This is a genomic window from Rhodococcus phenolicus, from assembly GCF_001646785.1.
GTDB classification, from domain to species: domain Bacteria; phylum Actinomycetota; class Actinomycetes; order Mycobacteriales; family Mycobacteriaceae; genus Rhodococcus; species Rhodococcus phenolicus.
This window is the reverse complement of the sequence record NZ_LRRH01000119.1, coordinates 1-16418: the sequence shown is the minus strand read 5'-3', so window position 1 is coordinate 16418 and position 16418 is coordinate 1. Positions and strand designations below refer to the sequence as shown.

The window sequence follows — 16418 nt, the reverse complement described above, 5'->3', positions numbered from 1 at the left end:
GGCAGGGTCACATTCATCCGTCATCGGGTCCGAGGTCACGGTCGATCATGTCGAGAATTTCCTCGCCGGTCGCGGCACGAATCCTGTCGACCGGGTCGGTCCGTGCATCGCCGGTGGCGCGGATCTCGGTCAGCAGTGTTTCCAGCCGCTCCACGATCGCGGACCGCGTCTCCCCGTCCTCGCCCACCTCGGCGAGGTCCAGTCGGAGCCGGTCGATGTCGGCACAGGCGACCGACATCGGATCCGGAACGAGTTCTGCGCGCAGGAACTCGGCGACCGCACGTGGATTCGGGTGATCGAACACCATCGTCGGCGGCAACCGGAGCCCGGTGGCGGCACCGAGCTGATTGCGGAGCGCCACGGCGGCAAGCGAGTCGAACCCGAGTTCCTTGAACGCCTGCTCCGGGTCGACCGAGTCGGGTGCGTCGTAGCCGAGTACCGTGGCCGCTTCGCCCCGGACCAGCTCGAGCATCAGATGCCGCTGCTCGGGAACCGACCGTTCCGCAAGGCGCTGAGCCCAATTCGACGACCCGGCACCCGTGGATCCGGCCCGCGCGGCGCGCGGACGGGCTTCCCGGATCAAACCGCGCAACGGCGCAGGCACATTGGGCGCGTCCGCGCCGGCGTTGTCGAACCTGGCGGCCACCACGGTGGGCACCCCGGACACCCACGCGCTGTCGAAGAGGGCCAGACCGTCGTCCGCGGTCAGCGGCGTCATTCCGCTGCGGCGAGACCGAGCGGCATCGACCGCCCCGAGTTTGCCGGTCATGGCGCTCGGTGGCGCCCACATGCCCCACGCGACCGAGAGGGCCGGTAGCCCGAGGGCGTGACGGTGCTGGGCGAGGGCGTCGAGGAACGTGTTCGCCGCGGCGTAGTTCGCCTGCCCGGGAGCGCCGAGAATGCCGGCGACAGACGAGAACACGACGAACGCCCGCACATCGGACGTCGCGGTCAGCCGATGCAGGTGCCAGGCCGCGTCGACTTTCGGCCGCAACACCGCGTCGAGGCGCTCGGGAGTGAGCGATGTCAGGGTGGCGTCGTCGATCACGCCGGCCGCGTGGACGACCGCCGTCAGCGGATGCTCCGGCGGGATCCGGCTCAGCAACTCGGCGACCGCCGCCTCGTCGGCGGTGTCGCAGGCGACCGCACACGCGTCGGCCCCCGAGTCGCTCAGCTCACGCAGCAACCGGTCGCAGTCCTCGGCGCCGGGTCCACGCCGGCTGGTCAACAGCACATGGCGTGCCCCGTGCTCGGTCACCAGGTGGCGCGCTACCAGCGATCCCAGGGTGCCGGTGCCACCGGTGATCAGAACGGTACCGCCGGGATCGAACGGGGGACCGGCCTCGCCGACGGCGCGCATTCGCCGCAACCGGGGCGCGAGAACGGCACCGTCGCGCACCGCCGACCGCGGTTCCCCGCTCGCGAGTGCGGCCGTGATTCCGGCCTCGATGTCTGCCGTGTCGTCGAGATCGAGCAGCACGAAACGGTTCGGGTGCTCGCTCTGCGCGGAGCCGACGAGCCCCCACAACGCAGCGGCAGCCGGATCGATGTCGGCGGCGCGTTCCCGCTCGGCGCCGGTGACCATCGCGTTGCGGGTCACGACAACGAGCGTGCCGTCCGCGGCATCGTCGTCGTCGAGCCACGCCTGCAGCAGATGCAGCACCCGAGCGCACAGCTCATGGGTGGCATCGGGACCACAGTCACCGGCAGGGCGGCATTCGGTGATCGCCGTCCACGGCCTCCGATCGCCGGACGGGTGCGGGAAGGTCGGACCGAGGCCCACGTCGCCGAGGACGACGACCGGACCGAGGTCGGGTGCGGCCGCGGCGACCTCGACCAGCACCCAGGACAGCCGATGCAGTCGGCGTGTCGCCACCCGTCCCGTGCCCACGCCGCCGGCCCGCGGTACCACCTGCAGTGCGTCGACGGTCAGCGCCGGCGCGCCCGCGGCGTCGACGGCGACCACGCGATACCGCCCGTCCCCGAGGTCGTCGAACGTCACCGACAGTGCCTCCGCGCCGACGGTGTGCAACCGGATCCCCGACCAGACCAGCGGCGCATCGTCCCATCCGAGCACCGGTTCGAGCGCCGCCTGCAGGAGCACCGGATGGATGCCGAACCCGTCCGGATCGGAGCCCGCGTCGAGGTGCACCTCGACATCGGCATCGCCCGAGGCGCGGGACGGTGCCCCACCGGGTGCGACGACGTCGTCGATCGTGGCCGAGGCGTTGTGCACCCACGTGTCCGAGCCTTCGGTCTCGTCCGGGATGGACGAGATCGTGACGGTGCGGCCACCGTCGGTGCCGGGCGTGGACACGAGCACGCGGATCGAGGCCTGCCCCGACGACGCGAGAAGGAGCGGGTGGTGGACGGTGAGTTCGGCGACGTGGCCGAGTCCCACGTGGTGCGCCGCGTGCAGCACGAGTTCGACCAGTACCGAAGGCAGCACAGTCCTCGCCTCGTCCGTCGCCGGCTCGGCACCGTCGTCGGTCGGTGGTGGCACGAGCCACGAATCCCGGTGCAGCGACAGCTTCCCGGTGAACATCACCGCGTCGTCGTCGAGCGTCACCGCCGCGCCGAGCAGCGGATGACCTGCCCGGCCCAGCCCCAGCTCGGCCGGATCACCGCTGGTGCGCGTCGGCGCCGTCGGCCAGAAGGACCGCCGCTGGAACGCATAGGTGGGCAGCTCCACCCGGCGACGGCCGGGCAGCATCCGATCCCAGTCGATCGTGGCGCCCCGCACGACGGCGCCGGCGACCGCCCCGACGAACTCGTGCGCTTCGTCGCCGCGACCGGGCAGCGTGGCGATCGTGGTCGGGACGACCTCGGAGGCGAGAGCCGTCAGGGTCGCACCGGGACCGACTTCGACGAGACGGGTGACGCCGAGGTCGTCGAGTGTGCGCACCCCGTCGTGGAAACGCACGGTGCGCCGGAGGTGCTGTGCCCAGTAGCCCGGTGACCCCAGTTCCTCGGCGGTGGCGACACGTCCGGTGACGTTGGAGATCACCGGAATCTCCGGCGGTTGTGCCGACAGTGTCGACACCACCTCGGTGAACCGGTCGAGGACGGGCTCCATCAGGGCCGAATGGAAGGCCCGGCCGACCCGCAGGGTGGTGGTCTGCACTCCGTCGGCGGACAGTTCGGCTGCGACGGCGCGGACGTCGCGTTCGCCGCCCGAGAGGACAACCGCGTCGGCGCCGTTGACGGCGGCGAGATCGACGCGGCCGTCGAGCCGCGGCAGGATGTCCTCCTCACCGGCTCGCACGGCGATCATCAGGCCCGGTTCGGTCGACTGCATCAACCGGCCACGGACAGCCACCAGGGCGGCGGCATCGGCCAGGCCGAACACCCCGGCGACGTGGGCGGCGGTGATCTCTCCGATCGAATGGCCGATCAGATGGTCGGGAGTGATGCCCCATTCCCGCAGCAGCCGGTACAGCGCGACCTCGAGCGCGAACAGCGCCGGCTGGGTGTATTCGGTGCTGTCGAGTCTCGCGCCACGGGTCTCGTCCCAGAGCACCTGCCGCACCGGTGTTTCCACATGCTCGTCGAGTGCGGAACAGACCTCGTCCAGGGCACGGGCGAACACCGGATAGGTCTCGTAGAGGCCGCGGCCCATCCCGATCCGCTGCGCACCCTGGCCGGTGAACATGAACGCCGTCCTGCCGCGGCTGCTCGTCCCCGTGACGACGTTGCTACCGGACCGTCCGGTGGCGAGGCGGTTCAGCCCATCGAGCAGTTCGGCAGGCGTGTCTCCGATCACCGCGGCGCGGTGGGGGAACCCGGACCGGGTGGTGGCCAGTGAGTACGCGAGGTCGGCCGGATCCGGAAGGTCCTCGCTCCGGTCGAGGAATGCCACCAGCCGCGTGGCCTGCGCGCGCAGCGCATCCTCGGACCTTCCCGAGATCACCCAGGCCAGCGGGGCCGCCGACGGCGGTGAAACCTCCGGCACGGCCGTGTCGGAAGCCTGTTCGAGGATCATGTGCGCGTTCGTGCCACTGATCCCGAACGACGACACCCCGGCGCGCCGGGGCCGTCCGGTGTCCGGCCACGTCACCGGCTCGGCGAGCAGGGAGACCTCGCCCGCGGTCCAATCGACGTGGCGGGTCGGTGTGTCGCCGTGCAGGCTCGGCGGCAGCACCCCGTGCCGCATCGCCATCACCATCTTGATCACACCGGCCACCCCGGCCGCCGCCTGGGCATGGCCGATGTTCGACTTGACCGATCCGAGCCACAACGGCCGTCCGTCCCGACCCTGCCCGTAGGCGGCGAGCAGTGCCTGCGCCTCGATCGGGTCCCCGAGTCGCGTGCCGGTGCCGTGCGCCTCCACGGCGTCGATGTCGGCGGGGCCGAGCCCGGCGGACCCCAGTGCCTGCCGGATCACGCGTTCCTGGGACGGCCCGTTCGGGGCGGTCAATCCGTTGGAGGCCCCGTCCTGATTGACCGCCGAGCCGCGGATGAGGGCGAGCACCCGGTGACCGTTGCGTTCGGCATCGCCGAGCCGCTCCAGCACCACCATTCCCGCACCTTCGCTGAGCCCGGTGCCGTCCGCCCGGTCCGAGAACGGCTTGCAACGGCCATCCGGCGCGAGCCCGCGCTGACGGCTGAACTCGATCAGCACGCCGGGGGTGGCCATCACCGTCGCGCCACCGGCCAGCGCCAGCGCGCACTCCCCGTCGCGCAGCGCGCGAGCCGCCAGATGCACGGCCACCAGGGATGATGAGCAGGCCGTGTCGACGGTGACGGCCGGACCGGTGAAACCGAGCAGGTACGAGATCCGGCCGGAGGCCACACTGTTGCTCGTCCCGGTCATCAGGTAGCCCTCGGCGTCGACGTCGCGCCGGGTCATCAGATGGAAGCCGTAGTCGCCGCCCATCAGCCCGACGTACACGCCGGTGTCGGAGAGACCGGGTGCATCCGGCCGGATTCCCGCGTGTTCCAGCGCTTCCCAGGCACTTTCGAGAAGCAGCCGGTGCTGCGGATCCATCGCAATCGCCTCGCGGGGGCCGATGCCGAAGAACGCGGCATCGAATTCTCCGGCGTCGTAGAGGAATCCACCTTCCTTCATGTACGTGGTGCCGGTCCGCTCCGGATCGGGGTCGTAGACCTCGTCGAGATTCCAGCCCCGGTTGTGGGGGTACGCGCCCACGGCGCTCCGGCCGTCGCGCACGAGTCGCCACAGGTCGTCGGGGGAGTGCACCTCGCCCGGATATCTGCAGGCCATCCCGACGATTGCGATCGGGTCGTCGTCCCTGCGGGTGCGGGCCGGTGCGGTCGTCGGCTGCGGAGCGGTGTCGGCGCCGAGCAGACGGGTGAGCAGTTCCCGGGCCAGTTCGTCCGCGGTGGGGTAGTCGAACACCACGGTCGCCGCCAGCTTGACCCCGGTCGCGGTCGCCAGCTGATTGCGCAATTCCACCGCGGTCAGCGAATCGAAGCCCAGTTGCTTGAAGGCCCGGTCCGGGTCGATCGCGTCGCCGCCGTCGTAGCCGAGTGCCGCGGCCACGTGGGTGGTGACGATGTCCAGCACCCTGCTGTACCGGTCGCCCGGCTCCAGCGCGCGCAACTCGTCGGCCAGCCCGCTCGGCGACGCGGTGGCCGCGACCCGGCGGCGCCGCGTCCCGAGGACCCGGCGCAGGATCGGCGGCAGCGACTCTCCCTCGGTTCGCGCGGCGCGCGTCGAGAGCCGTAACGGCACCAGCAGGGGACGGTTCACGGCGAGCCCGGCATCGAACAGTGCCAGCCCCGAGTCCACGTCGATGGTGTCGATACCGCTGCGCTGCAACCGGTCCAGATCGGCAGCATCGAGATGGGACGTCATGCCGCTCGGGCGATCCCACAACCCCCAGGCCAGGGAGATCGCCGGGAGCCCACGGACGCGGCGGTGCTGGGCCAGGGCGTCGAGGAAGACGTTCGCCGCCGCATAGTTCGACTGCCCGGCGCCGCCGAGGACACCCGCCGCGGAGGAGAACAGAACGAACGCCGTCAGGTCCCGGTCGCGGGTGAGTTCGTGCAGGTGCCAGGAACCGTCCAGTTTGGGTCGCAGCACCGCGTGCAACTGATCCGCGCTCAGGGTCGCGGCGGTGGCATCGTCGAGGACCCCGGCGGCGTGGATCACGCCGGTGAGGTCGGGTATCCCGTCCAGCAGAGCGGCCACGGCCGCGCGGTCGGCCACGTCGCACGCGGCGATCCGGGCATCGGTTCCTGTCGCGGCGAACTCGTCGCGCAGGGCGGATGCGCTTCCGGCGTCGAGCACGTGCCGGCCGGTGAGCACCAGCTTGCGCACTCCGTACCGGGTGGCGAGGTGGCGGGCGATCAGCCGGCCGATGGTCCCGGTGCCACCGCTGATCAGGACGGTGCTGTCCGGGCCGAACGGCGGCGGGTCCGATTCGGCGGGTGCCGCTCCGGTGAGCATCGGTGTCAGCAGTGCGCCGTCTCGGACGGCTACCTGGGATTCGTTGCAGGACAATGCTGTCGACAACAATTCAGGAGAGGGGAGTGAGCCGGCCGGTCCGTCCAGGTCCATAAGGGTGATGCGATCGGGATGCTCGTTCTGCACAGCGCCGACCAGGCCCCAGGTGGGTGCGGCGGCCACGTCGACCGGCTCGTCGTCGCGGACCGCGACCGCGTGCCCGGTCGTGACCAGCAGGCGGGTCTCGGCCAGGCGCTCGTCTCGGAGCAAGGACTGCACCGCGCGCAGCGTCGTCTCGGCGGCGGCGTGCGCCCGGGTCGGCGTATCCGGCTCTTCGCCCGGTTCGGCGGCCAACCACAGGACCCGGCCGGCGGGATCATCCCCGGCGAGCGCCGCAGACAGTGGCATCGGATTCGCCGGCATCGGATTCGCGGGCGCCGCGGCGGAGGAGCCGATCGGCATCCACTCCACGCGGTAGAGGCCGGCCCTGACTCCCGGGACCGGCACCCCCGCCGCGCCGAGGGGGCGCAGCGTCAACGAGTCCGCGGTCACCACCGGTCGCCCCGTCGCGTCGTAGGCCGATATCCGGTAGCGCTCGGGCCCGGTCGTGGCGATGTGCACCCGCAGAGCGGTGGCGCCCACGGCGTGCACCTGCACGTCGCGCCAGACGAACGGCAACCGGACACCGGTCTCGGCGGTTCCGAGCGCGATCACGTGCAGCGCGGCGTCGAGCACCGCCGGATGGATCCCGTACCCGGCGACCGTCGCGGCCGGGTCCTCGCCGCTCAGGCGCACCTCCCCGTAGAGGTCGTCGCCGCGGCGCCACGCCGCGCGCAGGCCCCGGAAGGCCGGACCGTACCCGTAGCCGGCCTCGTCGAGCAGGTCGTAGAGACCGCGAACGTCGACCGGTACGGCATCGGCCGGTGGCCACTGCGGTTCCGGGAAGTCGGCAGCATCCAGGGACTCCGTCGTGAGCGTGCCGGTGGCGTGCCGGGTCCACGGGGCGCCCGGCGAGGCATCGGTGGGCCGGGAGTGCACCACCACCGCGCATCGTCCGGTGTCGGCGTCGGTGAGCACGCTCACCTGCACCGCGACCTCACCGTCGGTTGGGATCACCAGTGGTGCCTCGAGCGTGAGCTCGTCGAGCCGGCCGCAGGCGACACGGTTCCCCGCGTGCAGCGCGAGGTCCACGAAAGCAGTTCCGGGCAGCACGACCGTGTCTCCGACCATGTGATCGTGCAGCCAGGGAAGACGGTGCAGGGACAGCACACTCGTGAACACTGCGCCCCGGCCGTCACCGAGTTCGACCGAGGCGGCGAGCATCGGGTGCCCGCCCGCGTCGATGCCCGCCGACGCGACATCGCCCTCCGGTGCGGTGCCGTCCAGCCAGTAGCGGTGGGGCTGAAAGGCATACGTGGGCAGGTCCACCCACTGCTGCCGCTCGGGACGCCGGGCCCATCGCACCCGGTCCCACCCGACCTGCACCCCGTGAACGTGTGCGTCCGCGAGGGCAGCGGTGAACTGACGGAGGTCCGCCCGGTCGCGCCGGAGGGTGCCGACGACACGTCCGGCGGCGCCCTCCGCCTCGAGGGTTTCCTGCATCGGCACGGTCAGGACGGGATGGCTGCACGACTCGATGAACAATCGATATCCTTCTGCGGCAAGCGATCTCGTCGCGAGTTCGAAGCGGACCGGGTGGCGCAGATTCCGATACCAGTAGTCGGCGTCGAGCGTGGCGCCGTCCAGCTCGCCCCCGGTCACCGCCGAGTAGAACGGAATCCTCGACCGGCGGGGCCGGATCGGGGCCAGCACGTCGAGGATCGGTTTGCGCAGGACCGACACGTCCGCGCAGTGCGAGGCGTATTCGACCGCGATCCGGCGGGCCTGGACGCCGTCGCCGCGCCACTGCCCGATCAGCACGTCGAGAGCGTCGCCGGGACCGGACACCACCGTCGCGGACGGCCCGTTGACCGCTGCCACCTCGACGGCGCCGGACCAGTCGGCGATCGTGTCCCGCACCACGTCCGCGGGCAGCGCCACCGAGGCCATCCCGCCGCCGCGCCGCGCCGACGCTGCGATCACCCTGCTGCGCGCCGCGACGACCAGTGCTGCGTCGGAAAGGCTCAGCGCACCGGCGATGTATGCGGCGGCGATCTCACCCTGCGAATGTCCGACCACCGCCGCGGGCTCGACACCGTGAGAACGCCACAACTGCGCAAGCCCGACCATCATCGCGAACAGCGCCGGTTGCACCACGTCGACGCGGTCCAGCGAGGCCGGATCCCGGTCGCGCAGTACCTCGAGCAGCGCGAACGTCGTGTGCGGCGCCAGCGCCTCGGCGCATTCGCGCACGGTGTCGGCGAACACCGGCGACGTGTCCAGCAGTTCCGTGGCCATACCGGCCCACTGCGAACCCTGGCCGGGAAAGACGAACACCGGCCGGTCACCGGCCTCCGACGCGACGCCGGTGACGACGTCGGCGCTCGGGGCACCGCGACCGAGCGCGTCGAGACCGCCGAGCAGGGTCTCGGACCGTGCGCCGATCACGGCGGCGCGGTGGTCGAACGTGGCACGCGAACCCAGCAGTGTCCCGGCCACCGCGGCGGGCGTCAGGTCGGGGTGGGCGGACACGTACTCGCGCAACCGCGTGGCCTGTGCGCGCAGCGCGGACTCGGTGTGGCCCGACACGAACCAGGCCACGACCTCGTCCGCGGGGGCGCCGGTGTCGGGAGGCGGCTCGTCCGGTGGGGACTGTTCCAGCACGACGTGAGCGTTGGTGCCGCTGATACCGAACGAGGAGACCGCCGCCCGGCGGGGTCGGTCGAGTTCGGGCCATTCCCGGTTCTCGGTCAGCAGGGACACGGCCCCGGCGGACCAGTCGACGTGCGGGGTGGGCCGGTCGATGTGCAGTGTCTGCGGCAGGACGCCGTGCCGCATCGCCATGATCATCTTGATCACCCCGGCGACCCCGGCGGCAGCCTGGGTGTGCCCGAGATTCGACTTCACCGAGCCGAGCCACAGCGGCCGGCCGGCCGGACGATCGCGGCCGTACGTCGCCAGCAGGGCGGACGCCTCGATCGGATCGCCCAGGGTGGTGCCGGTACCGTGCGCCTCGACCACGTCGACGTCGGCCGGGCCGAGTCGGGCATCGCCGAGCGCCTGCCGGATCACGCGCTCCTGGGCCTGCCGGTTCGGCGCGGTCAGGCCGTTGCTGGCGCCGTCCTGGTTGACGGCGCTGCCCCGGATCACGGCGAGGATCCGCCGGCCGTGACGCTGCGCGTCGGACAACCGTTCCAACGCGATCATCGCCGCGCCCTCGCCCCATGCGGTGCCGTCGGCGGCGGCCGAGAATGCTTTGCACCGCCCGTCGCGGGCCAGTCCACGCTGGCGGCTGAACTCGACGAACACCGCCGGCGTCGCCATCACGGTCGCCCCACCCGCCAGGGCCAGTTCGCACTCACCGCTGCGCAGCGCCTGCATGGCGAGGTGGATGGACACGAGCGACGACGAGCAGGCGGTGTCGACGGTGATCGCCGGCCCGGACAGGCCGAAGCTGTACGCCACCCGGCCGGAGGCGACGCTCATGGCGTTACCGGTGATGAAGTAGCCCTCGAGGTCCGCGGGGGGCCGGCCCCCGGCCCGCGCCGCGTAGTCGATACCGGACAGCCCCGTGAACACCCCGATCCGTGAACCGTGCACCGATCGCGGATCCAGGCCGGCACGTTCGAACGTCTCCCAGCTCGTTTCGAGCAGGAGCCGCTGCTGCGGGTCCATCGCCAGCGCCTCACGCGGCGAGATGCCGAAGACCGCGGGATCGAACCCTGCCGGGTCGTCGAGAAAACTGCCGTGCAACGTGTAGGTCTTACCGGCCTGCTCCGCTTGCGGATCGTAGAGTTCGGCCGAATTCCAGCCTCGGTCCTCGGGAAACCCGGTGACGGTCTCCGAACCGGATTCCACCACGTGCCACAGATCCTCGGCGGACCGCACGCCACCGGGGAACCTGCAGCCTGTCCCGATGACGGCGATCGGTTCGTGACGCACGGCCTCGGACTCGCGAAGCTGCTCTTTGACCTGGTAGAGCTCGGCAGTGACCCTCTTCAGGTAGTCGAGGAGTGTTGCTTGATCGGTCATCAGAGTCAGCTCCTAGCCGAGCGCCCCCCGTGCCGTCGCAGAGCCTCGATTCTATCCGCGGCTCCTGCCCCGGAAGCAGGGTTCCATGCATCGCCGGTGCAGATTCCTCTCGCGTGATCGATGACGTCCGCCGCATGGGGCGGTCGTGTGGACGGATCCTCCCTTCCGTGCAGGCGGGAGGCCCGAGACGAGGAGACGCGGCCATGCACACCGCGCACCGAGAGAACGTGACCGCCACCTCGAGCGCTGCCGCACCCGCCGCCCGGGTGTTCGCGAGGGTAGCCCCCTCTTTCCCTCCGGCAGGACCGAGATCGGTCGGGCCGAAACGGCGTCCCAGTACCGCCGACGGAGGATTCTGGACCGGAGGCCCTGTTCCGCGGGGAAACAGTGACGATCGGAGCGAGTGCTGTGGACGAAGATCGGAAACCCGACGATTTCGACGACCTCGACGACGACACGAAACGTGATGCGCTGGAACAGGCACACGAGATTCAGCAGATGTACGAGCCCGGTGCCAGACCTACGGTGACGGTGCCGGGAACCGACGGAATGGTCTCGGGTACCGCGTTTGCCGACCTCGTCGAGTCGGAGGATGGGTCGACGACGGGCGAAGGGCAGTCGCAGGACGGCACAGCGGGGGAGGGCCATCGATAAGCCCAGGCCAGTCAGGTGTTCCTGACCGGCCGCGCTGCACACCACCGCGTCGCCGGTTTCGTCGCCGTCGGCGGTGCGCGCCGGAGGTTTCTCCACGGCGGGCACCCCGTCGGAAGACAAGGCTGTCACTGTCCGCTCGATGGTCAGATGCGCAGCGCGACCTTCGACTCGGAGCGTGGCGACCCGGTTTCCGAATGTCGGACCGGCCCCCCTGTTCCAGGTGATGGGGTGGCCGGTACCGGCGAACCGGTCGCCGGCACTGTGCGTTCGAATCAGGGACGCGTCGTCGCCGGGATGCGGCCACACCTCGCGCCCATCCAGACGTACCTCGTAGCGCTTGGTGGATCCCGGTTCCAAGTCCTCGACCGAGACGAGGACGTAGTGGTGGCCTGCCACCGTCCACGTCTTCTCCGAGTTACCGAGGACCTGCACGGTACACGGAGCGGACGTCGAACGTCCCCAGGACGATTCCGGTGAATTCCGCGCCGATTTCGGACCGCCTGCAGGGTCGCGCCGGAACGGATGTCGGGCCGCAGTTACCAGCCGCGCTCGCGCCACTCACCGAGGTGCGGGCGCTCGGCGCCGAGCGTCGAGTCCTTGCCGTGCCCCGGGTAGATGACGGTGTCGTCGCCGAAACGGCCGAACAGCTTCGTCTCGACGTCGTCGAGCAGCGACGTGAACTTCTCCTGATCGGCGGTCTTGCCGATGCCGCCGGGGAACAGACAGTCACCGGTGAACACGTGGTGCCGGCCGGTGCCCTGCTCCTCGAGGACCAGGGCGATCGAGCCGGGGGTGTGCCCGGACAGGTGCAGCACCTCGAACGACAGCTCACCGATCTCGACGGTGTCGCCCTCCATGAGCATCCGGGCAGGGGTGACGGGCAGCGGCTCGGCGTCGAGCGGATGCGCGGCGGTCGGCACACCGGTGGCCTCGGCGACCTGCTCGAGCCCCTGCCAGTGATCCCAGTGCTGGTGCGTGGTGACGATCAGCTCGAGTTTCGGTGCGTTCTCTGCGAGGTAGCCGACGAGCAGGTCCGGCTGGTTCGCGGCGTCGATGAACAGTGACTTGCCGGTCGCGGTGTCGGTGATGAGGTAGGTGTTGTTGTCCATCTGGCCGACGGAGAGCTTGACGATGGTCGCGCCGGGGATCGTACGGCGCTGCGCGGGGCCGCCGGGGGAGACCTCCCCGGTGTAGTGGTCGTCGATGGTCACGGGCTGCTGCGTCATGTGGTGAACGTTACCGCCGGGGAACATCTGCCGAGGTGAGGAGGTTGAGAACAGGAACGTGTCGGTGGGCGCGCCTACCATGGCACAGTCCGGTGTCGCGCGATTCGGCGCCGGCTCCTCGAAACACAACCGGACTGTCCGCACCCACCAGGTGCGAGGTCCGAAGGAAGGACGTGGCGTGGCGGATCGCCTGATCGTGCGAGGTGCGCGGGAGCACAACCTGCGCGGAATCAACGTGGACCTCCCACGGGACAGCCTCATCGTGTTCACCGGGCTGTCCGGGTCCGGCAAGTCGAGCCTCGCGTTCGACACGATCTTCGCCGAGGGCCAGCGGCGTTACGTCGAATCGCTGTCCGCGTACGCACGGCAGTTCCTCGGTCAGATGGACAAGCCGGACGTCGACTTCATCGAGGGCCTGTCCCCGGCGGTGTCCATCGACCAGAAGTCCACCAACCGCAACCCGCGGTCGACCGTCGGCACCATCACCGAGGTGTACGACTACCTGCGTCTGCTGTATGCCCGCGCCGGTACGCCGCACTGCCCGATCTGCGGCGAGCAGATCGCGCGGCAGACGCCGCAGCAGATCGTCGACCAGGTCCTCGACATGGAGCCGGGACTCAAGTTCCAGGTCCTCGCGCCGGTCGTGCGCACCCGCAAGGGCGAGTTCGTCGACCTGTTCGAGCAGCTCACCGTCCAGGGCTTCGCCCGCGTGCGCGTCGACGGCGTGGTGTACCCGCTGACCGACCCACCGAAGCTCAAGAAGCAGGAGAAGCACGACATCGAGGTCGTCGTCGACCGCCTCGCCGTCAAGGCCACCGCCAAGCAGCGGCTCACCGACTCGATCGAGACGGCGCTGCGCCTCGCCGAGGGCATCGTCGTGCTCGACTTCGTCGACCGCGACGAGAACGCCCCGGACCGGGAGCGCCGCTTCTCCGAGAAGCTCGCCTGCCCGAACGCGCATCCGCTGTCCATCGACGATCTCGAGCCCCGCTCGTTCTCGTTCAACTCCCCGTACGGTGCCTGCCCCGAGTGCACGGGGCTCGGTGTCCGCAAGGAGGTCGACCCCGAACTCGTGGTGCCGGACCCCGAAGCGAGCCTCGAGGACGGCGCGATCGCCCCGTGGTCGTCGGGACAGAGTTCCGAGTACTTCAACCGGCTGCTGTCCGGGCTCGGCGACATCATGGGCTTCGACCTGTCGACCCCGTGGAACAAACTGCCCGCCAAGGCCCGCAAGGCGATCCTCGAGGGCAGCACCGAACAGGTGCACGTCCGCTACAAGAACCGCTACGGCCGGGTGCGTTCGTACTATGCCGAGTTCGAGGGCGTCATGCCCTTCCTGCATCGCCGGCTCGAGCAGACCGAGTCCGAGCAGATGAAGGAACGCTACGACGGGTACATGCGCGACATTCCGTGCCCGGCGTGCGAGGGTGCCCGGCTGCGGCCGGAGATCCTGTCGGTCACGATCTCCGCCGACGGCGGGCACAAGTCCATCGCAGAAGTGTGCGACCTGTCGATCGGCGAGTGCTCGGCCTTCCTGAACAGCCTCACCCTCGGCTCCCGCGAGGAGGCCATCGCGGGATCGGTGCTCAAGGAGGTACAGGCGCGCCTCGGCTTCCTGCTCGACGTCGGCCTCGAATACCTCACGCTCTCGCGCGCGGCGGCGACCCTGTCCGGAGGAGAGGCGCAGCGCATCCGGCTCGCGACGCAGATCGGGTCCGGTCTCGTCGGTGTGCTGTACGTCCTCGACGAGCCGTCCATCGGACTTCACCAGCGCGACAACCGCCGTCTCATCGAAACCCTCACGCGGCTGCGAGATCTCGGCAACACGCTGATTGTCGTCGAACACGACGAGGACACCATCCGTGCGTCCGACTGGGTCGTCGACATCGGACCGTTCGCCGGTGAGCACGGCGGCCGGGTCGTGCACACCGGAACGTACAAGCAGTTGCTGGACAACACCGAGTCGCTGACCGGCGCGTACCTGTCCGGGCGCCGAAGCATCGACGTGCCGCCGGTGCGCCGGCCGATCGACCGGAAACGTCAGGTCACCGTCGTGGGCGCCCGCGAGAACAATCTGCGCGGCATCGACGTGGCGTTCCCGCTCGGTGTGCTCACGAGCGTCACCGGCGTATCCGGTTCCGGCAAGTCCACGCTGGTCAACGACATCCTCGCAACGGTGATGGCCAACAAGCTCAACGGCGCCCGCCAGGTGCCGGGCCGGCACACCCGTGTCAACGGTCTCGACCAGCTCGACAAGCTCGTGCAGGTCGACCAGTCACCGATCGGCCGCACCCCGCGGTCGAACCCGGCGACCTACACCGGCGTGTTCGACAAGATCCGCACCCTGTTCTCGCAGACCACCGAGGCGAAGGTGCGCGGCTACCAGCAGGGGCGGTTCTCGTTCAACGTCAAGGGCGGACGCTGCGAGGCGTGCTCCGGCGACGGCACCCTCAAGATCGAGATGAACTTCCTGCCCGACGTGTACGTGCCGTGCGAGGTGTGCCACGGAGCCCGCTACAACCGCGAGACCCTCGAGGTGCACTACAAGGGCAAGAACATCGCGGAGGTGCTCGACATGCCGATCGAGGAGGCCGCCGAGTTCTTCCAGCCGGTCACCTCGATCCACCGGTACCTCAAGACCCTCGTGGACGTCGGACTCGGATACGTGCGGCTCGGGCAGCCCGCGCCGACTCTGTCCGGTGGTGAGGCCCAGCGCGTCAAGCTCGCGGCGGAACTGCAGAAGCGCTCGAGCGGGCGCACCGTGTATGTGCTCGACGAGCCGACCACCGGCCTGCACTTCGAGGACATCCGCAAGCTTCTCGGTGTCATCAACGGCCTCGTCGACAAGGGCAACACGGTCATCGTCATCGAGCACAACCTCGATGTCATCAAGACCGCGGACTGGGTCATCGACATGGGCCCGGAGGGCGGCTCGGGCGGTGGCACCGTCGTCGCGCAGGGCACCCCGGAGGACATTGCGGCCACCGAGGCCAGCTACACGGGCCGGTTCCTCGCCGAGGCGCTCAACGTCACGCCCGCCCCGGAGCCGGTCCGTAAGAAGCCTGCCCGCAAGCGTGCCCCGAAGAAGGCCGCCGCGGTCGGGTAGGCGCTCCCGGGTCGAAAGCGCGCCGCGGCGGGACTCGACGTTCCGGCCGCGGCGCCCTTCGCTCGTCAGTAGACGGGGCCGGTGTACTTCTCGCCGGGTCCCTTGCCGGGCTCGTCGGGATGCGCCGACGCCTCGCGGAACGCCTTCTGCAGCGCCTGCAGTCCCTCACGGATGGGTCCGGCGTGCGGCCCGAGGTACTCGACGGACGCGGTGACCAGTCCGGCCAGCGCGGTGATGACGCGTCGCGCTTCGTCGAGGTCGAGGTGGACGCTGTCGTCGGGGTTCTCGTCGCCGAGGCCCAGCTTCTCGGCAGCGGAACTCATCAGCATCACCGCGGCGCGGCTGATCACCTCGACGGCGGGGATCTCGGCCAGGTCGCGAACGTCGTCGGCGGGCGTCTCGGGGGTGTCGGTCATGCCGTCGAGGATCCCACCCCGGTTCCGGTGGACCGTTCTCGGGTCGGCCCCGGCGCTGCCCGATTCGAACCTCACGTGCAGATTTGCTACTCTTGATGTCACGACCGCCCACGTGGAACACGCGTGGGCAGCAAAGTGGAGTCCGACTCCCACCTCTGGCGGCACATCGTTGCAGCTCAGTGGTCCGGTCCGCCCCGCGCCTCGTGTGCTGTGGGTGACTCGCCGTGATGGCGGGCGACGAGCGTGCAGCTTCGGCTGCCGGTTCTTCGGGCCGGTCGGTAATCGGACCCCGCGTGGCGCTTGAAGCACCGCAGCGGGGTCTTTTCGTCGAGGAATGTCGGGCCCCGCGTGCTGCGGCGCGGTCAACAGACCGCACCGCTCTACCTAGGAGGCCCCATCAGCGCTGAGACTCGCATCAACGAACGCATCCGAGTTCCCGAGGTCCGACTCGTCGGACCGGGTGGTGAACAGGTCGG

At 70.2% G+C, this 16418-nt stretch carries 5 protein-coding genes and 2 pseudogenes; 3 read left to right on the top strand and 4 right to left on the bottom strand.

Features of this window, described 5'->3' with window-relative positions; genetic code table 11:
* Nucleotides 1-13: 13 nt before the first annotated feature.
* Entirely contained in the window at nt 14-10540 is a 10527-nt protein-coding gene (locus A8G15_RS25790; protein ID WP_068165890.1) for a type I polyketide synthase, read from the bottom strand.
* 408 nt (nt 10541-10948) lie between these two features.
* Here A8G15_RS25790 and A8G15_RS25785 point away from each other — a divergent pair, with 408 nt between their 5' ends.
* Nucleotides 10949-11194, top strand: a complete 246-nt coding sequence (locus A8G15_RS25785) for a hypothetical protein (RefSeq protein ID WP_068165889.1) — start codon at nt 10949-10951, stop codon at nt 11192-11194.
* Nucleotides 11195-11485: 291 nt separating this feature from the next.
* On the opposite strand, the pseudogene A8G15_RS32590 reads toward A8G15_RS25785, so the two are convergent.
* Together A8G15_RS32590 and A8G15_RS25780 are read right to left on the bottom strand one after the other, a co-directional pair.
* Nucleotides 11486-11752, bottom strand: a pseudogene (locus A8G15_RS32590) (DUF7800 domain-containing protein); the annotation flags it as partial.
* Nucleotides 11731-12420: an MBL fold metallo-hydrolase gene (locus A8G15_RS25780; RefSeq protein WP_068165926.1), complete on the bottom strand. Its 690-nt coding sequence runs from the start codon at nt 12418-12420 to the stop codon at nt 11731-11733. The gene A8G15_RS25780 and the pseudogene A8G15_RS32590, both read right to left, overlap by 22 nt.
* A gap of 178 nt (nt 12421-12598) precedes the next feature.
* Between A8G15_RS25780 and uvrA the strand changes: the two genes are divergently transcribed.
* Nucleotides 12599-15526 (top strand): excinuclease ABC subunit UvrA, encoded by a 2928-nt coding sequence (gene uvrA / locus A8G15_RS25775; protein WP_068165925.1) that lies wholly within the window; start codon nt 12599-12601, stop codon nt 15524-15526.
* 65 nt (nt 15527-15591) lie between these two features.
* Here the strand turns inward: uvrA and A8G15_RS25770 are convergent, their stop codons facing one another.
* A complete protein-coding gene (locus A8G15_RS25770) occupies nt 15592-15942 on the bottom strand; it encodes a DUF1844 domain-containing protein (RefSeq protein WP_068165924.1) in 351 nt (116 codons plus the stop codon).
* Between the two features lie 351 nt (nt 15943-16293).
* Between A8G15_RS25770 and A8G15_RS32050 the strand changes: the two are divergent.
* Nucleotides 16294-16418, top strand: a pseudogene (locus tag A8G15_RS32050) (translation initiation factor IF-3); the annotation flags it as partial.